The organism is Mitsuaria sp. TWR114 (assembly GCF_007997345.1).
Window position 1 is genome coordinate 1 of sequence record NZ_VOSR01000639.1, and the last position, 17,414, is coordinate 17,414.

The window sequence follows — 17,414 nt, forward strand, 5'->3', positions numbered from 1 at the left end:
TGAGCGCATAGACCTCGGCGCGGCGCCAAGCCAGCACCAGCCCGATGCCCATCACGCCCAGGCCGAGGAAATACTGCGGCGCGACATGCCGCGCGAAGAGCCCGCCCAGCGCGGTCGCCGAGACCGCGATCACCGAGGCCAGCACCGCCAGCCGCCAGGCCCAGGGCTGGGACGCCGCCGACGGCCGCAGCGCCAGCCCCGCGCACAGCGCGCCGTAGGCGACGAAGCCCAGCGCATGCACTGGCACCGTCGAGCCGTCGAAACGCCAGCCGTGCCCGCCGAAGGTTCCCATCCAGAGCCCGATCCCGGTGGCGACGACCAGCGCCCAGGGCGTCCACACCAGGTCCGAGCGCGCCGCCCATGCGATCGGCAGTCCGAGCGCGGCCCACAGCGCGAACAGCTGGTAGGTGTCCGCGCCGGTCTGGTAGGTCTGGCCGAAGTAGGCCAGCAGGCCGCCCAGCGTCAGGAAGGCCACCAGCGCCAGCGGCGCCCGCCGGGCCGCCAGCAGCGCCGCCGCGACCAGGCTGACCGCCGTCACCGCCTCGAGCAGCCCGAAACGCATCGCGCGGCCGAAGTCGTCCCAGTTCGCCGCCACCCACAGGACCAGCCCGAAGCCGATCAACCCCGCCGCCAGCGCGCCCGCGCCCAGGCGCAGCGGCGTCCACAGGTCGCGTGGCGGATCATCGAGGCCGCTGAGCGCCCGCAAGCGGCGTGCGCTGCTCGCATCCAGGCCCTGGCGGGCCGTCCATTGGTACAACTGCTCGTGCAGACTCACAGGGTCCTCCCTCAGGATGCGACCGCCCGCAGGGATCGCTCGTGGTGTTCTTCGAGGGAGTCGATTCTTCCTTCCATCCTCCGTTCTTGCACTGGGAGTTCCACATGGGACAGATGATCGAATTCGACCGCCCCGACGGCGGACGCACCGCCGGCTACCTGGCCAGCGCCGGCGACGGCGCGCCGGGCATGATCCTCATCCAGGAGTGGTGGGGGCTCAAGCCCCACATCAAGGACATCGCCGAGCGCCTGGCCTCCGCCGGCATCACGACGCTCGCGCCCGACCTCTACCGCGGCCGCCTGGCCGCGGATGCCGACGAGGCCAGCCACATGATGAACGGCCTGGACTTCGCCGACGCCACGACGCAGGACCTGCAGGGCGCGCTGGACCACCTGCGCGAACACCTGGGCTGCGGCGAGGTCGGCGTGATGGGCTTCTGCATGGGCGGCGCGCTGACGATCGCGGCCGGCGTGCACGTCAAGGACCTGCAGGCGGCGGTCTGCTTCTACGGCATCCCGCCCACCGAGTTCGCCGATCCGGCGCAGATCGAGGCGCCCTTCCTCGGCCACTTCGCGACGCGCGACGACTGGTGCACGCCGGAGAAGGTCGATGCGCTCGAGGCGCGCATGCAGGCCGCCGGCCGGCAGCCCGTCATCCACCGCTACGTCGCCGACCACGCGTTCTTCAACAAGACCCGCCCCGAGGTCTACGACGAGGCGGCGGCCGAACTGGCTTGGTCGCGCACGCTGGACTTCCTGAAGCGGCACCTCGCCTGATCCGACTCCGTCCGCCAGGCCTCCGCCCTGGCGCCCGCCGGTCCCCTCACCTCACGCCATCGCCCATGCGCCGTCCTCTTCTTCTGGTTCGTCTGGTTCGCCCGGTCGCCCTCGCCGCTGCCGGCGCGCTGATCGCCGCGTCCGCCGCCGCGCAGACCACGCCGGCGTCCGGACCGGCGACGGCCACGGCACGCGCCGTCTCGGAGACCGCCCCGCCGCCGCCCGATCCGCGCGTGGCGCCGATGCTCGCGGACATCTCCGCCGAGCGCATCGAACAGACGATCCGCAAGCTTGCCGGCTTCGGCACGCGCCACACGGCGTCGGACACGACCAGCGACACGCGCGGCATCGGCGCGGCGCGGCGCTGGATCGAGCGCCAGCTCAAGGACTGCGGCGCGAAGGCCGGCGGCCGGCTGCAGGTCACGATGGACGCCTTCATCGAGCCGGCCGGCAACCGGCTGTCGGCGCCCACCGAGCTGGTGAACGTCGTGGCCACGCTGCCCGGCGCGTCGGCCGGCACGCCGCGCGAGCGGGTGCTGGTCGTCAGCGGCCATTACGACTCGCGCAACAGCGACGTCATGGATGCGCAGGGCGAGGCGCCGGGCGCCAACGACGATGCCTCCGGCACCGCGGCCGTCATGGAGATGGCCTGCGCCGCGGCGAAGCAGCGTTTCGACGCGACGCTCGTGTTCATGGCGGTGCCCGGCGAGGAGCAGGGCCTGCTCGGCGCGCGGCACTGGGCGCGGCGGGCCCGGGCGCAGGGGCTGAACGTCGAGGGGATGATCACCAACGACATCATCGGCAGCTCGCGCGGCGACAAGGGCGAGCACGATCCCAAGCGGCTGCGCCTGTTCGCGGATGGCTTCGATCCGTTGCTGCGCCTGCTGGTGAACGCGAACGCCAACAGCCCCGCCAACGAGGACGAGGTCAAGACCAACGCGGCGATTCGCGAGCAGCTGCAGCCGCTGGCGATGGCCGGTGGCGGCGAGGACCTGCCGACGCAGCAGTTCGGCCGCCACCTCAAGGCCGAGGGCGAGCGCTACCTGCCCGGCTTCCGCATCGACCTGATCCAGCGCCGGGACCGCTACCTGCGCGGCGGCGACCACCTGCCCTTCCTGGAGCGCGGCTACGCGGCGGTCCGTTTCTCCGAGCCCTTCGAGGATTTCCGCCACCAGCACCAGAACCTGCGCACCGAGCAGGGGGTGGTCTACGGCGACCTGCCGGAATTCGTCGACTTCGCCTACGTGGCCGATGTGGCGCGGATCAACCTCGCCGGCCTGGCGACGCTGGCGTGGGCGCCTGCGCCGGTCAAGGGCGCGCGCATCGACGCGCGCGAGCTGACCAACGACACGACGCTGCTGTGGACCGCCAGCACCGATCCGGAGCTGGCCGGTTACCGCGTCGTCTGGCGCCGCAGCGAGTCGCAGGCCTGGGAGGGCGCGAAGGATGTCGGCAAGGTCACGACGGTCACGCTGCCGCTGTCCAAGGACAACCTGATCTTCGGCGTGCAGGCGGTGTCCCGTTCCGGCCACGCGAGCCTGGCGAGTTATCCGCTGCCGCTGGCGCGCTGAGGCGTCGTTTCACGTCAGCCCTCCGGTCCGGCGGGCCGGGTGGGACAAGCCGCCTCCGCCCATCGACGGATCGTGGCGCGGAGCCGTCGTTCTGCCTGGGCATCCAGGTCCATGCGCTCCGTCAATCGCAACGCGTCTTCCGGCAGGACGTAACCCTGTGCCAGCAGCGCCATGCAGAACTCCCGGTCCTTGTCGCGCCCCGCGACCGCCTTGGCAAGGAACAGGTCCACAACACCCAGACAGTAGCCGACCCGATCGTTGGTATTGCCGTTCTGCACGCGGCGCACACGCGTCATCCAGTCATCAGGAAGCACTGCCGTTTCCGGCCCGACGCCCTGGGCGTAGTAGCCGTAGGTATCGTGGAAGCGGGAGCCTTCACCGATCGCGCCATCGATCCGATCAGCCAATTGCGGCGCGCGCAATGGATAGATGTCCGCCTCCATGGAGACGGTGAAGACGGCATCGGGGTGGGCCTCGGTGCCGAGGATGGCCTGACTGCCCAGGATCACGAATTCGTATTGGTCCGTGATGTCGCCGCTGGCGCGGATGATGTGCTCGAGTTCCTGACGCTTCAAGATGTCTGTCCTGGCCCGTCCGGCGGAGTGCCGGAATCCGGGCCAAGCATGACGCCTGTCTTCAGTTGATTCACCTGCCTCAAGATGTGTTGTCGCACCTCATCCGGGAGGACCGTGACCAGCGGCGATGCCTGCCGCAACTGCTGCGCCCGGCGCGACACGCCAAGCACTTTGCGCCAGCTCCCGGCGCGCAGGATGTCCTGCCATTCCCGCCACAGCGGCGCCGATCTGGCATCCCCCGCCGCCAGCCAGCGCTCGACGGTGGCCTCGGCGCGATGCACGAGCGACGGATCGGCCTTGACTCGCCGCACCGCCTCTTCATGCAAGGCGAGGCTCTGCAGATCCTGAAGTCGATGTTGCGTCTCCCGGGCCGATACCAGCACGCGCACCACCGGCGCGTCGCGCCGCGATCTCGCAGCAGCCGAATCCGCCGGCGGTGGCTGCAACGAGTCGCCAGCCAGCAAGGCAAGTTCAGCGCTCACGCCCAAGACGGACATCACGCGCAGGTAGCTCCCGATGGAAGGCGCAGGATCGCCCGACTCCACCGCCCTCAGCGTGTTTCGAGTGATGCCGACTTTCGCAGCCATGTCCACTGTGCCCAGTCCCTGCGACTTGCGCAGACGGCGCAGTCGCTCACCAAGCTGCAACAGCAGCTGGCGATCCAGCACGGAAATGACGGAGGCGCTGCTCATGTGGTCAGCATATTAATCAAAAAGCGCCGTTTTGGTCATTTTGTTGACCAACGGCGCCTTTTCGGTTTTTGACTACCGGGCCCCGTGCCCGCCTCCGGCGACTACTTCAGCACACCCTTCCCCAGCCACTGCGCCCAGATCTTCATCGTGACGCGCTGGTCGGAGAGCCCCGGATACTCGGCCATGGTCTTGCGCAGCGCCGTCTCGTCGGTGCCGCGCATGAAGACGACCTCGCCCACTGGGCCGTCCTCCAGCGAGTACCAGGCGCCGATGACGCCCTCGTCGAGCGCGCGCTGGAGGAACACCGGCACCGCCTCCCGGTCCTTCTCCTCCGCGCGGCTGAACAGCACGATGCGGTGCTCCTCGATGCCATTGGGATCGATGCCGGTGTGGTTCAGCGCCTGGTGGACCTTCGCCGGCTGCGCGTTGACCGTCATGTAGCCCTCGCGGACATACTCGTCGGGCTGGAAGTAGCTCATCAGCACTTGGCGGTTGGGTGCCTGCACCACGACGATGCCGCGCTTGACCCGCGCCGGGTCGCGCATCGGGCCGGCCGCGAACAGCTTGCCGTCGGCGAAGAGCCGCTTGAAGTTCTCAAGGTGCCCGGCCTGCATCGCCGCGACCGCGGCCTTGTCCTCCGGCACCGGCCGGCCGGTCTCCAGGAAGATGAACCACTGCTGCTCGGCCGCCAGCGTCTGCGCGCGGCCGCGCGACGGCAGCGCCATCAGCGGCAACAGCGCCGGCATCGCGGTCGCCGCGGCGACCAGGGAACGTCGTTGCATCGGAGTCTCCTTGTCGTCGGCCGGCGAGCGACGGGTCGCCGGCTTCGGCGGACGACTCTACTCCCGCCCGCCGCCCGCGGCGCCCAGCACCTGCAGCGACCGCAGCATCAGCCGGCCGCTGGCCACGTTGGTGGCGCAGGCGACGTCGTGCACGTCGCAGGCCCGGACCAGCGCGTTGATGTCGGGTTCATGCGGCTGCGGCGTCATCGGGTCGCGCAGGAACACCACCGCGTCGATCTGCCCCACCGCCAGCCGCGCACCGATCTGCAGGTCGCCGCCATGCGGACCGGACAGCATGCGCTCGACCACCAGGCCCACCTCGGCCGTCAGGCGCGCGCCGGTCGTGCCGGTCGCGACCAGCTCGCAGCCGCCGAGGAAGTCGGCGAACTCGGTAGCGAGCATCACCATCTCGTCCTTCTTGCCGTCGTGGGCGATCAGGGCGATGCGCAGGCGCGCGGGAGCGGCGCTCGCCGCCGGCAGGTCGAGGGAGGTCGGTGCGGTCATGGCGCGATCGTAGGCCCGGCGCGCAGGCCGCGAGTTACCGACGCGGTTCTTTCTGCGCCGCCGTCGCGGCCCGGGCCGCCGGCTCCTGCGCCGCGGCGCCGGTCAGCGGCAGGTTGCCGACACCGCGGTTCATCGCATTGAGCAGGTCGCCGTTGTCCTGGCTCAGCTCCCAGGCGAAGACGCCCGCCAGGCCGAGCTCCCGCGCGAAGCGGCCCTTGGCCAGCACCGCCCGCGGATCGTCGTAGCCCATCCAGAGCTTCAGCTTCGGGTGGTACAGCGACCATGACTGCGTCACCGGGTCCCAGACCGACTGGTAGCCCGCGCGGCCCTGGCCCTTCGCGTCGAGGATGCGCCCGGCGATCTCGCGATAGCCCTGCGCGCCTTCGGCGCCCGGATAGGCGCCGGTCTTGGCCGCGCCAGCCCGCGTCTGGCCGACACCGGTGAAGCCCCGGCCGTACATCGCCACGCCGGCCACCAGCTTGGAGCGCGGCACGCCCGCGGTCTCCAGGTTGCGCACGGCGCGCTCCAGGCTGTCGTCCGCCTGCGCCGACGAGGACCGCAGCGCGGTGTGATGGCCGGCCACCGGCGACCACATGCCGTAGAAGTCGTAGCTCATCATGAAGACGAGGTCGAGCGGCTTGGCGGCGTCCTTGAAATTGATCTTGCCGACGATCGAGTCCATCGGATTGACCGCCGTGGTCAGCAGGTAGGGACGGCCGGTCTCGGCGGTCAGCGCGTCCAGCGCCCGGCGCAGGTCGGCCATCAGCTCGGCGTAGTACTGGCCGTCGCGCGGGCTGCCGAGCTGCACGCCGTTGGCCGCGCCGTTGTTGCCGGGATGCTCCCAGTCGATGTCGATGCCGTCGAAGGCCGGATGCTCGCGCAGGAAGCGCTGCGCCGAGGCCGCGAAGACCGCGCGCCGGGCCGGATCGCCCGCGAGATGGAAGATCGGATCCGAGCCGCCCCAGCCGCCGATCGACGCGACGATCTTCAGGTGCGGCGCCCGCTGCTTGTAGCGCTGGAAGGCGGCATCGAAGCGCGCGTCGACCGGTCCGGTGCCGATCTCGAAGTCCTGCCTGCCCACGCACTTGGCGGCGTCCTTCTCCAACTGGCCGGGGCCGCACAGGCGCAGGAAGGCGTAGAGCACGTGGGTCAGGTTCTGCGGCGGCACGCGCTCGATCAGCTCGACCGGCTCCCAGTTCGGGACATAGATCCCGACGACCTTGTTGCCGGTGCGCTCGAACGCCACCGGCTTGCCGCCGAAGAGCGGGTAGCCCGCGGCCTCGGCTGCGGCATCGGGCGCGGAGCCGGCCGCCGCGCCGGGCGCGGGCGTCGCGGCGATGGCGGCCGAGGCGGCGATGGCTCCGAGCGAGGTGATGGCGGCGGTCAACGGAGTGGGCAGGTGGGACAGGACTCGAGCGGGCATGCGGGTCTCCAGTGGACGCCGGAGCTTAGCCGATCACCGCGAAAATCAACACCAGTCAAATACCAATTTCGCCGAGAAGCGCGATTCGAAAATACCGTTATGGAGCCACTTTCGTTACGGCGCGGCATCCACCCGCAGTTGCAGTTCCCGCAGTTTCTGCACCTCGGCATCGCGCGTGCTGTAGACGTTGCGACTGGCGCTCGCCGTCACGCTGCCGGTGCGAGCGATGGTGACCCAGATCCCCAACGGCGCCTGGACGGTGCTGAGCACGTCGGTGCTGGGCCGCTGCTGGGCGTCGGGCAGCGAGGTCCCGTAGGCACCGCCGGATGGCATCTGCGCCTGGTCCGACGCCCGGACTTCGACGTTCACCGGATTGCGGCCGCCCGGCCAGCTGGGCCGCACGACGATGCCGCGCACCCGCTCGGCCAGCCCCTGGCGCGGCACGACCACCACGCGATCGCGCTCGCCCTGCTGGCGGTCCAGCGCGACGTCGACCCACTGGATCGGCGTCGACTCGGTCATCGTGAACGAGGCCTGCGCGCCGTTGAGCACCAGCAGGCGCGGGAAGAGCTGCTGGCGCTGCTCGCGGTTCTCGGTGGAGAGCGTCACGCCGCCGCGCGCCGAGACGCTGCCGCCGGTGCTCACGACGGTGCTGCCGTCGCGCACGCCGGCGACGGTGGCGCCGCTGAGCTCCGATTCGACCCAGCGCAGCTCGACCTGCAGGTTCTGCTTCGGGCCCTGCGCGCGGGCGGGCCCCATCAAGGCGGCGCTGGCGCCGAGCAGCACGGCGAGGAGCGCGACGCGAGACGCGGCGGAAAGGACGAAGCGGCGTGTCGGGTTCATCGCGGCAGCATACGCCGTCGGCCGTCGCGGCCGGGGCCGTCGTGCGGCGTGGCCCGGTCGCCGCGGGGCTCAGCGGTTGAGCGCGCGGCAGCGCTCGATGTCGCAGGCGGTGGGCAGCGCCGAGCGGTACTCGACGACGCTGCCCCAGCTCTTCGGGTCGCGCAGCGCGCAGCGTTCACCCTTGCCGTTGTCGTAGTAGGACATCGTGTCCACGCAGCGTTTCGAATGCGCCATCAGGCCGAGGAAGTGCCCCATCTCGTGCGACAGCACCATCTGCAGCGTCTGCGCGGCCGGGTGTCTGGGGTTGCGCTCCCGCAGCAGCGCGAACAGGGCCGGCCCGATCGACAGGCTGCGCGCGCCCACGTTGGCCAGCGCGAACTGGCCGCGGCTGCCAACGTCGCTCCACAGGATCTGGATGGCGTCCTCGGGCGGCGCCTGGCCGCGCGGCACCGCGATGACGGCGAGCTTGAGCCCGCAAGTGGACCAGGCCTGGGCCGAGCGCGTCACGAGCGCCATCACCTGCGCCTCGCTGAACCATGGCGGCGCGTTGTCGTGCCGATAGGCGAAGCGCAGCGCGCGCGAGGCGATCGGGCGGTCGCGCCCATCGCCCCAGGTCTGAAGCTCGCCGGGGCGGCATTCCGCGATTTCCTGGTCGCGCACCGAGGGTGCGGCCGGTGTCCTGCCGGTTTCCGGCGGCGCGAACTGGGCGAGCGCCGCGGACGAGGCCAGCATCAGCGCGGCGGCGACACGCGCAGCCGCCGCGGCCGAGGCGGTCATGCGGCGCGCAGCGCGCCGCGCATCCGCGGCCACAGCAGGTTCACCGCCAGGCCGCTCATCACCAGCGCCGCGGCCATCAACTTCCAGGGCGGCAGGCCTTCGCCCAGCAGCAGCGCGGAGCAGCTCATGCCGAAGACCGGGACCAGCAGCGCCATCGGGACGATGGTCGCGGCGGGATGGCGCGAGAGCAGCCAGCTCCAGGCGCCGTAGCCGAACAGCGTGTTCCCGACCGCCTGCCAAAGCACGGCAGCCCAGGCGCCGAGGCCGGCGTGCTGGAGCGCCTCGCCCATGCGGGCCGGGCCTTCGACGACGAAGGAGAGCGCGAACAGCGGCGGCGCGGCGAAGGCGCTGCTCCAGACCACGTAGGCGAGCATGTTCACGGAGCCGGCGCGCTTGCCGACGATGTTGCCGCTGGACCAGCTGAAGGCCGCCAGCAGCACCATTGCCAGGCCGAGCACGGTGGTGGTGCCGTCGGTGTGCGAGGCGATGACGCCGATGCCGGCCGCGGCCATGGCCAGCGCGAGCCACTGGAAGCCCTGGACGCGTTCGCCGCTCAGGCGCATGGCCAGCAGCAGGGTGAAGAAGACCTGGGTCTGGATGACCAGGGAGGCGAGCCCGGGCGAGATCTGCGAGCGCATCGCCAGGTAGAGCAGGCCGAACTGCCCGACGCCGACGAAGGCGCCATACGCGGCGAGGTTGCGCCAGCCGACCTTGGGCCGCGGCAGGAAGAGGATGGCCGGCAAGGTCGCCAGCGTGAACCGCAGCGCGGCGAACAGCAGCGGCGGGAACGCGTTCAGGCCCCAGCGGATCACGACGAAGTTGCTTCCCCAGATGGCGACCACGGTCAGCGCGAGCAGGAAATGGCGGAGCGGGAGCGTCATGGCGGCCAGGGCGAGCGGGGGGACCGCCGACTATGCCAGCGGGCCCGCGCGGCGGCCCGGTACAGGGACTTGCGATGCCGACCGGTACAGCGGACGTTGCCGGCGCCTGACGAGTTTCAGCCACTTAATATTGACCAGCGCCGGGCTCGAATGCCCGACCGACTTGTTTTCACCGGGCCGCAGCGAGCATGCGGAGGAATTCCCACTGATTTCAGTTAACAGATATCCATGATGGAATTTCCCCTAGTTCCAGCGATATCCATCGGCATTTAGCGTTGCTCCGCGACTCGAGAAATACGAAGGGGTCGCTCCTGGCGCCGCCATCCCGGCGGCCTTCAATATCGACAGGATTCATAGGAGAACGCATATGTTGACGATGGAACTCTCCCAAGCCGGATTCCGCGAACTGTCTGCGGAGGAAATCGACAGCGTGGCCGGCGGCTGGGACACGCAAGCTGCCGTCCAAGGGGCCTGGGCCGGTGCGGTCGGGACCGGCATCGCCGGGGGAATCACCGGCGCGGTGCTGGGCCCCGGCGCGGCATTTGGTTTCGGCGTCGGGTTCATCGCGGGCGGCATCGGCGGCTTCATCGGCGGCGGGCTGTTCAGCGGCGGCCTCAGCTCCGAGCGCCAAATCTCCCACGCGCAGCAGTGAAGCACATCGTGGCCGACAAGCCAGTTTCCGCGACGACGCTGTCGCCGCGTTGGCTGGTCAGGTCGGTGAGCCTGATCGCCATCCTCCAACCGGTCGTCCAACGCGGTTTGTTCGGAGATTGGCCCACGCTGCCTTCCTGGGCGTTGACGGTTTTCTGCACGGCCCTCTTGCTCAGCCTGATCGCCTGGACGGCAGGCGGGTTTGAGAAACGTGGCTAGAAACCACCCGGCGGTCGTCGAGTATTCGACGACCGCATTTCCCATTCACCGGAAGTAAAGTGGACAGATATGCCGGAAGTTTCTCCGCCGTCGCTCATCCCTTCGGTTTCAAATGCCCGAGCGGTAATGCGCCGCCGGCCTTTACTTCACCGAGCGAGAAACTCGTGTGGATATCTTTCACGTTCGGCAGGTTCAGCAGCGTGTCGATCGAGAACCGGCTGAACGCATCCAGGTCGGTCGCCATGACCTCGAGCTCGAAGGTGCCCGCGCCGCTGATGTAGTGGCAGGCGATCACCTCCGGCAGCTGCCGGATCGCCTCCTCCAGCTCCTTCGTCGCGGCGCCGTTGTTGCGGTCCGCGTCCACCCGCACGAACGCGAGCACGCCCAGGCCCAGCCGGCGGCGGTCGATCTCCGCGCGGTAGCCGGTGATGAAGCCCTGCTCCTCCAGCCACCGCACCCGCCGCCACGTCGGCGCCGGCGACAACCCGATGCGCGCCGCCAATTCGGCGTTGGACAACCGCGCCTCGCGCTGCAGTTCGGCCAGGATCGCCACGTGATACCGGTCGAGTTCCCCGTTCGGCGCCCCGCCATTCAATCCATTCGACCCACCGATCGACCCGCCCGGCCCCACCCCGTCCTCGGCGTCGTCGCCGCCCGGCGACCCTGCCGGCACCCTCATGGTTTTCCCTGATGCGCCATTTTTCGATGCCATACGAACTCCTTGAACCGGTTCGGGAAAGATTCTTGCTCAAACAGCCCGCGACGGCGGAGAACTAGCAAACACTCGCCGGGCATTGTTTCCTACACTGTTCGCTGCGTTTTCCGCGCGCGCCCATACTGGCGACGCGTCGGCAGCCACGGCACACGGCCCCGCCACAAGCGGGGACCGGAGGTCAGCCACCCATCAGGAGACTCCCCGCATGAACGCCCCCTTGCCCGAACACATCCTGCGCGCCCTCGAGAAGGTCACGCTGGATGACAAATACGCACTCGACGAGGGCCGCGCCTTCATGAGCGGCGTCCAGGCGCTGGTCCGCCTGCCGATGCTGCAACGCACCCGCGACGCCATCGCCGGCCTGAACACCGCCGGCTTCATCTCCGGCTACCGCGGCTCCCCGCTGGGCGGCTACGACCAGGCCCTGATGGCCGCCAAGAAGCACCTGGCCAAGCAGAACATCGTCTTCCAGCCCGGCGTCAACGAGGAACTCGGCGCCACCGCCGTCTGGGGCACCCAGCAGATGGCGCTGTTCCCCGAGAAGGCCAAATTCGATGGCGTCTTCGGCATGTGGTACGGCAAGGGCCCCGGCGTCGACCGCTGCATCGACGTCTTCAAGCACGCCAACATGGCCGGCACCAGCAAGCATGGCGGCGTGATCGCGATCGCCGGCGACGACCACATCGCCAAGAGCTCCACCGCCGCCCACCAGAGCGACCACGTCTTCAAGGCGGTCGGCTTCCCGGTCTTCTTCCCGTCGAGCGTCCAGGACATCCTCGACATGGGCCTGCACGCCTTCGCGATGAGCCGCTTCTCGGGCCTGTGGTCCGGGCTCAAGACGATCCAGGAGATCGTCGAGTCCTCCAGCAGCGTCTCCATCGATCCCGACCGCGTCGACATCGTGCTGCCCACCGACTTCCAGATGCCCCCGGGCGGCCTGCACATCCGCTGGCCCGATCCGCCGCTGGACCAGGAAGCCCGGATGATGGACTTCAAGTGGTACGCCGCCCTCGCCTACGTCCGCGCGAACAAGCTCAACCACAACGTCATCAGCACGCCCAACGACCGCATCGGCCTGATCGCCTCCGGCAAGGCCTGGAACGACACCCGCCAGGCGCTGCACGACCTGGGCCTGGACGACGACAGCTGCCGCCGCCTGGGCATCCGGCTGCACAAGGTCAACGTCGTGTGGCCGCTGGAAGCCACCATCACCCGCGACTTCGCCACCGGGCTGCAGGAAATCCTCGTCATCGAGGAGAAGCGCCAGATGATCGAGTACCAGCTCAAGGAAGAGCTGTACAACTGGCGCCCCGACGTCCGCCCGAACGTGCTGGGCAAGTTCGACGAGTCCGACGGCGACCGCAGCGGCGGCGAATGGAGCCAGCCCAACCCCAGCAGCAACTGGCTGCTGCGCCCGCAGGCGGACCTGACGCCGGCCATCATCGCCCGCGCCATCGCCAAGCGCCTGAAGAAGCTGGGCGTGGACGCCGACACGGCCGCGCGCCTGGACTCGCGCGTCGCGCTGATCGACGCCAAGGAGCAGTCGCTCAAGAGCGAGGAGAAGACCGCCGGCGGCGCCGACCGCACGCCCTGGTTCTGCTCCGGCTGCCCGCACAACACCAGCACTCGCGTGCCGGACGGCTCGCGCGCCGTCGGCGGCATCGGCTGCCACTACATGGTCACCTGGATGCCGGGCCGCAACACCGCGACCTTCACCCAGATGGGCGGCGAAGGCGTGCCCTGGGTGGGCCAGGCGCCGTTCACCGACGAGAAGCACATCTTCAGCAACCTCGGCGACGGGACCTACTTCCACAGCGGCATCCTGGCGATCCGCCAGTCCATCGCCGCCGGCGTGAACATCACCTACAAGGTGCTCTACAACGACGCCGTCGCGATGACCGGCGGCCAGCAGGTCGGCGAGCGCCCCGAGGGCCACAGCGTCACGCAGATCATGAACAGCCTGATCAGCGAAGGCGTCGCCAAGCTGGTCATCGTCACCGACGAGCCGGAGAAGTACGACGGCAAGCCGCTCGCGGCCGGCGTGACCGTGCATCACCGCGACGAGCTCGACGCCATCCAGCGCCAGTTCCGCGAGATCCCCGGCACCACGGTCATCATCTACGACCAGACCTGCGCCACCGAGAAGCGCCGCCGTCGCAAGCGCGGCAAGCTGGTCGACCCGGCCAAGCGCACCGTCATCAACGAGCTGGTCTGCGAGGGCTGCGGCGACTGCTCGGTGCAATCGAACTGCCTGTCGGTCGAGCCGCTGGAGACCGAGTTCGGCCGCAAGCGCCAGATCAACCAGAACACCTGCAACAAGGACTTCAGCTGCGTGAAGGGCTTCTGCCCGAGCTTCGTCACCATCGAGGGCGGCGAGCTCAGGAAGCCGAAGAAGGACAAGCGCGTCAGCCCCTTCGACGCCTCGCTGCCGGCGATCCCGCAGCCGCTGGTGCCCAACCCGGTCGAGGCCTGGGGCATCGTGGTGGCCGGCGTCGGCGGCACCGGCGTGATCACGATCGGCCAGCTGCTGGGCATGGCCGCGCATCTGGAGGGCAAGGGCGTCGTCACGCAGGACGCCGCGGGCCTCGCCCAGAAGGGCGGCGCGACCTGGAGCCACATCCAGATCGCCAACTCGCCGGACGCGATCTACTGCACCAAGGTCGGCACCGCCGAGGCCGACCTGGTCATCGCCTGCGATTCCATCGTCGCCGCCAACAAGACGACGCTGGCCGTGATGCGCGAGGGCCGCAGCTTTGTCGCGCTGAACACGCATGGCTCGCCCACCGCCACGCTGGTCAACGACGCCAACTGGTCCTTCCCCGGCGCCGCCTGCGAGGCCGCGGTGCAGAAGGCCGTCGGCGCGCCGCACCTGGGCATGTTCGACGCGGAGGAAGTGGCGGTGAAGTTGCTGGGCGACTCGCTGTACACCAACCCGCTGATGCTGGGCTTCGCCTGGCAGAAGGGCCGCGTGCCGCTGAGCCACGCCGCGCTGATGCGCGCCATCGAGCTCAACGGCGTGCAGGTCGACAACAACAAGGCCGCCTTCGAATGGGGCCGTCGCTGCGCCCATGACCTGGCCGCGGTGCAGTCGCTGTTCGCGGCCCAGCAGGTGATCAACTTCGTCAAGCGCCAGGGCGTGGACGAGCTGATCGCCAAGCGCGTCGAGTTCCTGACCGACTACCAGAACGCGGCCTACGCCGAGCAGTACCGGACCTTCGTCGAGAAGGTCCGTCAAGCGGAGCAGCCGGTAGGCGGCACACGGCTGACCGAGGCCGTCGCGCGCTATCTGTTCAAGCTGATGGCCTACAAGGACGAGTACGAAGTCGCCCGCCTGCACACGGACACGAAGTTCCTCGACAAGATCAAGGGTCAGTTCGAAGGCGACTTCAAGGTCGTGCACCACCTGGCCCCGCCGATGCTCGCCAAGAAGAACGACAAGGGCGAGCTGCAGAAGCGCCCCTTCGGCGGCTGGGTGCGTCCGGCCATGGGCATGCTGGCGAAGATGAAGGGATTGCGCGGCACCGCCTTCGATCCGTTCGGCCACACCGAGGAACGCAAGATGGAGCGCCAGTTGATCGCCGACTACCGCGCGACGATCGAGGCCATCCTGGCCAAGGGCCTGAGCGCCGAGCGCCTGCCGGTGGCCGTCGACCTGGCCCGCATTCCGGAGGACATCCGCGGCTACGGCCACGTCAAGGAGCGCCACGTCAAGGCCGCGCGCCTGAAGTGGGAGCAGCTGAAGCAGCAGTGGCAGAACGCGGCGTGATCCGCCGAGCCTGAGCGGCGGACCACCCGGTCCGCCCGGTCACCGACACGGCCCGCCCCGGGGGACACCCCGGCGGGCCGTGTGTCTTTTGTCACCCTGGGCGCACGGCGACGCCCCCGGAAGGGGGAGGTGCGTCTTTTTCGATGGCCCACATCGATAGACTCGCACCCCTCGGCCCGCCAGAGGCCGTGCATCCGTCCGTTTCGAGGGAGTCCCCATGCTTGCCACCACCCCCGCCCGCGCCCTGCGGGCCTTCGCCGCCGCCCTGCTGGGCGCGCTGTCCCTGGTCACCGCGCCGGTCTGGGCGCAGGCCGGCGAGAACGAATTCGCCAAGGTCATCGCCGCCGCGCAGAACGACATCGTCAAGGGCCCGCAGGACATCAAGCTGTCCACCCAGGCCGTGCTGCACCTGCCCGAGGGCAAGGTCTACGTGCCGCAACCGCATGCGGCCAAGCTGATGCACGCGATGGGCAACCCGGGCGATTACAGCGACCTGGAGGGCGTGGTGTTCCCGCGCGGCGACGGCGAGTGGTTCGCGACGCTGCGCTTCGAGAAGTCGGGCTACATCAAGGACGACGACGCCAAGCACTGGGACGCCGCCGACATGCTCAAGAGCTTCAAGGAAGGCACCGAGGCCAGCAACGAGGAGCGCAAGAAGATGGGCGGCCGCGCGCTGGAGATCACCGGCTGGGCGCAGCAGCCGACCTACGCGGCCGACACCCACCGGCTGGTGTGGGCGATGAAGTCGCGCGAGGTGGGCGCGCCGGCCGACGAGCCGCTGGGCGTCAACTACAACACCTATGCGCTGGGCCGCGAGGGCTACATGTCGCTCAACCTGGTCACCGGCCTGAACGACCTGCCCAAGTACCAGGGCGATGCGCAGCAGCTGCTGGGCGCGCTGGAGTTCAACGACGGCAAGCGCTACGCCGATTTCAACGCGAGCACCGACCACGTGGCCGAGTACGGCCTGGCCGCGCTGGTGCTGGGTGTCGGTGCGAAGAAGCTGGGCCTGCTGGCGGTGATCGGCGCCTTCTTCCTGAAGTTCGCCAAGGTCATCCTGCTGGCGGGCGTGGCCTTCGGCGGCGCGATCCTGAAGCTGTTCGGCCGCAAGAAGTCCGAAGCCGCGGAGTCCTGAGGCGATGACCAAGCTGCTGTTGCTGCTGCTGTCGGGCGCCAAGCTGAGCAAGCTGCTGCTCAGCGGCGGCACGATGCTGCTGTCGGTGCTGCTCTACGCCTGGGTCTACGGCTGGCGCTACGCGGTGGGTTTCGTCGCGCTGATGTTCGTGCACGAGATGGGCCACTTCATCGCCGCGCGCCAGAAGGGCCTGGACGTCGGGCTGCCGACCTTCATTCCCTTCGTCGGCGCCTGGGTCGAGCTCAAGCACATGCCCCACGACGCGCAGACCGAGGCCTACATCGGCCTGGGCGGGCCGCTGCTGGGCACTGTCGGCGCCACCGTCTGCTACCTGCTGGCGCGGAGCTGGAACCTGGACTGGCTGCTGGCGGTCTCGTATGCCGGCTTCTTCCTGAACCTGTTCAACCTGATCCCGCTGTCGCCCTTCGACGGCGGCCGGATCACCGCGGTGCTGTCGCCGCGGATCTGGTTCGCCGGCGTGCCGGTGCTGGTCGGGCTGTTCCTGTACCGGCCCAGCCCGATGCTGCTGCTGATCGCGCTGATGGCGGGCCCGCAGCTGGTCAAGGCCTGGAAGTACAGAGCCGACAGCGACGAGGCGCTCACCTACTACGCGGTCCCGACCCGCGTGAAGTGGGAGTACGCCGCCTACTACATCGGCCTGGCGGCCTTCCTCGCGGTGATGACGCACGACGTCCACGAGATGCTGGGCGCCGCGCGGCACCTGGGTGGAAGCGCCTGACGACGCGTCCGCTCGGACGGCTCGGTCCGGCGCGCTGGGTCCGCTCGGTGCGCCCGGGCGCCTCTCCCTCTAGTTCTTCCCCTTGGAGGGCTTGGCCGGCGTCGCGGGCTTGACGGCCCGCACCGCCTTGCGCGCCTTCTCCAGCGCCTGCCGCTGGCGGGGCCGCAGCCAGCCCAGCGAGAACCCCGCTTGCGCCGCGGCGGGCACGTCGCCGCTGGCCATCGCCATCGCCAGCTGCTCGCGGGCCTGCGCGAGGCCGACCTCGAGGTCGTTCAGCGCGCCCAGCCGCTGAGCGGCCTCATGGACCCGCGCGAGCAGCTTGCCGCGCGCCTCGATTTCCTTCTTCGACAACCGCCGGCCCGCCGCGCCACCAGGCACGGCAGCGCTCAGTTCCAGCGCCAGCCGCAGGCGACGCAAGCGACGACGCAGGTGATGCCGGCCCTCGGCATCGAGGCGGTCGAAGCGCCGGATCTGCTTGTCCACCGCCGCGCGCCATTGGGCGACGCGCTCGTGGACGTCGTCCAGGCCCGGCGCCTCGCCGCTCGCCGGATCCAGAACCGGTCGCGCCAGCCAGCCGATGACCGCGAGCA

Annotated in this window: 17 protein-coding genes and 1 pseudogene; 7 read left to right on the forward strand and 11 right to left on the reverse strand. The window is 69.7% G+C overall.

Annotation, left to right across the window (positions count from 1 at the left end; all coding sequences use genetic code 11):
* On the reverse strand, positions 1-775 hold a 775-nt coding region (locus FUT87_RS21320), incomplete at its 3' end, for a DUF2157 domain-containing protein (RefSeq protein ID WP_147242317.1).
* Between the two features lie 104 nt (positions 776-879).
* Here FUT87_RS21320 and FUT87_RS21325 point away from each other — a divergent pair.
* Positions 880-1,551 carry a dienelactone hydrolase family protein gene (locus tag FUT87_RS21325; RefSeq protein ID WP_091731663.1) on the forward strand — a complete coding sequence of 224 codons (672 nt, stop codon included), beginning with the start codon at positions 880-882 and terminating at the stop codon, positions 1,549-1,551.
* Positions 1,552-1,616: 65 nt separating this feature from the next.
* Positions 1,617-3,122 (forward strand): M28 family peptidase, encoded by a 1,506-nt coding sequence (locus FUT87_RS21330; RefSeq protein WP_147242318.1) that lies wholly within the window; start codon positions 1,617-1,619, stop codon positions 3,120-3,122.
* 14 nt (positions 3,123-3,136) lie between these two features.
* Here FUT87_RS21330 and FUT87_RS21335 read toward each other — a convergent pair whose 3' ends face one another.
* The 8 genes from FUT87_RS21335 to FUT87_RS21370 all read right to left on the reverse strand — a co-directional run bounded on the left by FUT87_RS21335 (position 3,137) and on the right by FUT87_RS21370 (position 9,599).
* Entirely contained in the window at positions 3,137-3,697 is a 561-nt protein-coding gene (locus FUT87_RS21335) for a DUF6036 family nucleotidyltransferase (protein WP_091728250.1), read from the reverse strand.
* Positions 3,694-4,389 (reverse strand): helix-turn-helix transcriptional regulator, encoded by a 696-nt coding sequence (locus FUT87_RS21340; RefSeq protein ID WP_091728253.1) that lies wholly within the window; start codon positions 4,387-4,389, stop codon positions 3,694-3,696. The genes FUT87_RS21335 and FUT87_RS21340 overlap by 4 nt, the downstream gene beginning before the upstream one ends.
* 101 nt (positions 4,390-4,490) lie before the next feature.
* Positions 4,491-5,171 carry a YciI family protein gene (locus FUT87_RS21345; protein ID WP_147242319.1) on the reverse strand — a complete coding sequence of 227 codons (681 nt, stop codon included), beginning with the start codon at positions 5,169-5,171 and terminating at the stop codon, positions 4,491-4,493.
* A gap of 57 nt (positions 5,172-5,228) precedes the next feature.
* Positions 5,229-5,675: a methylglyoxal synthase gene (locus FUT87_RS21350; protein ID WP_147242320.1), complete on the reverse strand. Its 447-nt coding sequence runs from the start codon at positions 5,673-5,675 to the stop codon at positions 5,229-5,231.
* 34 nt (positions 5,676-5,709) lie between these two features.
* Complete coding sequence (locus tag FUT87_RS21355) at positions 5,710-7,098, reverse strand: glycoside hydrolase family 18 protein (RefSeq protein ID WP_147242321.1); 1,389 nt, start codon at positions 7,096-7,098, stop codon at positions 5,710-5,712.
* A gap of 114 nt (positions 7,099-7,212) precedes the next feature.
* A complete protein-coding gene (locus tag FUT87_RS21360; RefSeq protein ID WP_147240730.1) occupies positions 7,213-7,941 on the reverse strand; it encodes a hypothetical protein in 729 nt (242 codons plus the stop codon).
* A gap of 69 nt (positions 7,942-8,010) precedes the next feature.
* Positions 8,011-8,718, reverse strand: a complete 708-nt coding sequence (locus FUT87_RS21365; RefSeq protein ID WP_147240729.1) for a hypothetical protein — start codon at positions 8,716-8,718, stop codon at positions 8,011-8,013.
* Positions 8,715-9,599, reverse strand: a complete 885-nt coding sequence (locus FUT87_RS21370) for an EamA family transporter (RefSeq protein ID WP_147240728.1) — start codon at positions 9,597-9,599, stop codon at positions 8,715-8,717. The genes FUT87_RS21365 and FUT87_RS21370 overlap by 4 nt, the downstream gene beginning before the upstream one ends.
* A gap of 367 nt (positions 9,600-9,966) precedes the next feature.
* On the opposite strand from FUT87_RS21370, the gene FUT87_RS21375 reads away from it, so the two are divergent.
* Both FUT87_RS21375 and FUT87_RS21380 read left to right on the forward strand, forming a co-directional pair.
* Positions 9,967-10,251 (forward strand): hypothetical protein, encoded by a 285-nt coding sequence (locus tag FUT87_RS21375; RefSeq protein ID WP_091728276.1) that lies wholly within the window; start codon positions 9,967-9,969, stop codon positions 10,249-10,251.
* On the forward strand, positions 10,248-10,469 hold the full coding sequence (locus FUT87_RS21380; protein ID WP_147240727.1) for a hypothetical protein: 222 nt from the start codon (positions 10,248-10,250) through the stop codon (positions 10,467-10,469). Before FUT87_RS21375 ends, FUT87_RS21380 begins: the two co-directional genes overlap by 4 nt.
* A gap of 94 nt (positions 10,470-10,563) precedes the next feature.
* Here FUT87_RS21380 and FUT87_RS21385 read toward each other — a convergent pair whose 3' ends face one another.
* Complete coding sequence (locus FUT87_RS21385; RefSeq protein ID WP_255511732.1) at positions 10,564-11,148, reverse strand: Lrp/AsnC family transcriptional regulator; 585 nt, start codon at positions 11,146-11,148, stop codon at positions 10,564-10,566.
* Positions 11,149-11,389: 241 nt separating this feature from the next.
* On the opposite strand from FUT87_RS21385, the gene FUT87_RS21390 reads away from it, so the two are divergent.
* The 3 genes from FUT87_RS21390 to FUT87_RS21400 all read left to right on the forward strand — a co-directional run bounded on the left by FUT87_RS21390 (position 11,390) and on the right by FUT87_RS21400 (position 16,824).
* Positions 11,390-14,950, forward strand: a complete 3,561-nt coding sequence (locus FUT87_RS21390) for an indolepyruvate ferredoxin oxidoreductase family protein (protein WP_147242322.1) — start codon at positions 11,390-11,392, stop codon at positions 14,948-14,950.
* 217 nt (positions 14,951-15,167) lie between these two features.
* Positions 15,168-16,085, forward strand: coding sequence for a DUF2167 domain-containing protein (locus FUT87_RS21395; protein WP_147240725.1), 918 nt, complete (start codon positions 15,168-15,170; stop codon positions 16,083-16,085).
* Positions 16,086-16,089: 4 nt separating this feature from the next.
* Complete coding sequence (locus tag FUT87_RS21400) at positions 16,090-16,824, forward strand: site-2 protease family protein (protein ID WP_147242323.1); 735 nt, start codon at positions 16,090-16,092, stop codon at positions 16,822-16,824.
* A 69-nt stretch (positions 16,825-16,893) separates the two neighbouring features.
* Here the strand turns inward: FUT87_RS21400 and FUT87_RS29150 are convergent.
* Positions 16,894-17,414 (reverse strand): annotated as a pseudogene (locus tag FUT87_RS29150) (hypothetical protein); the annotation flags it as partial.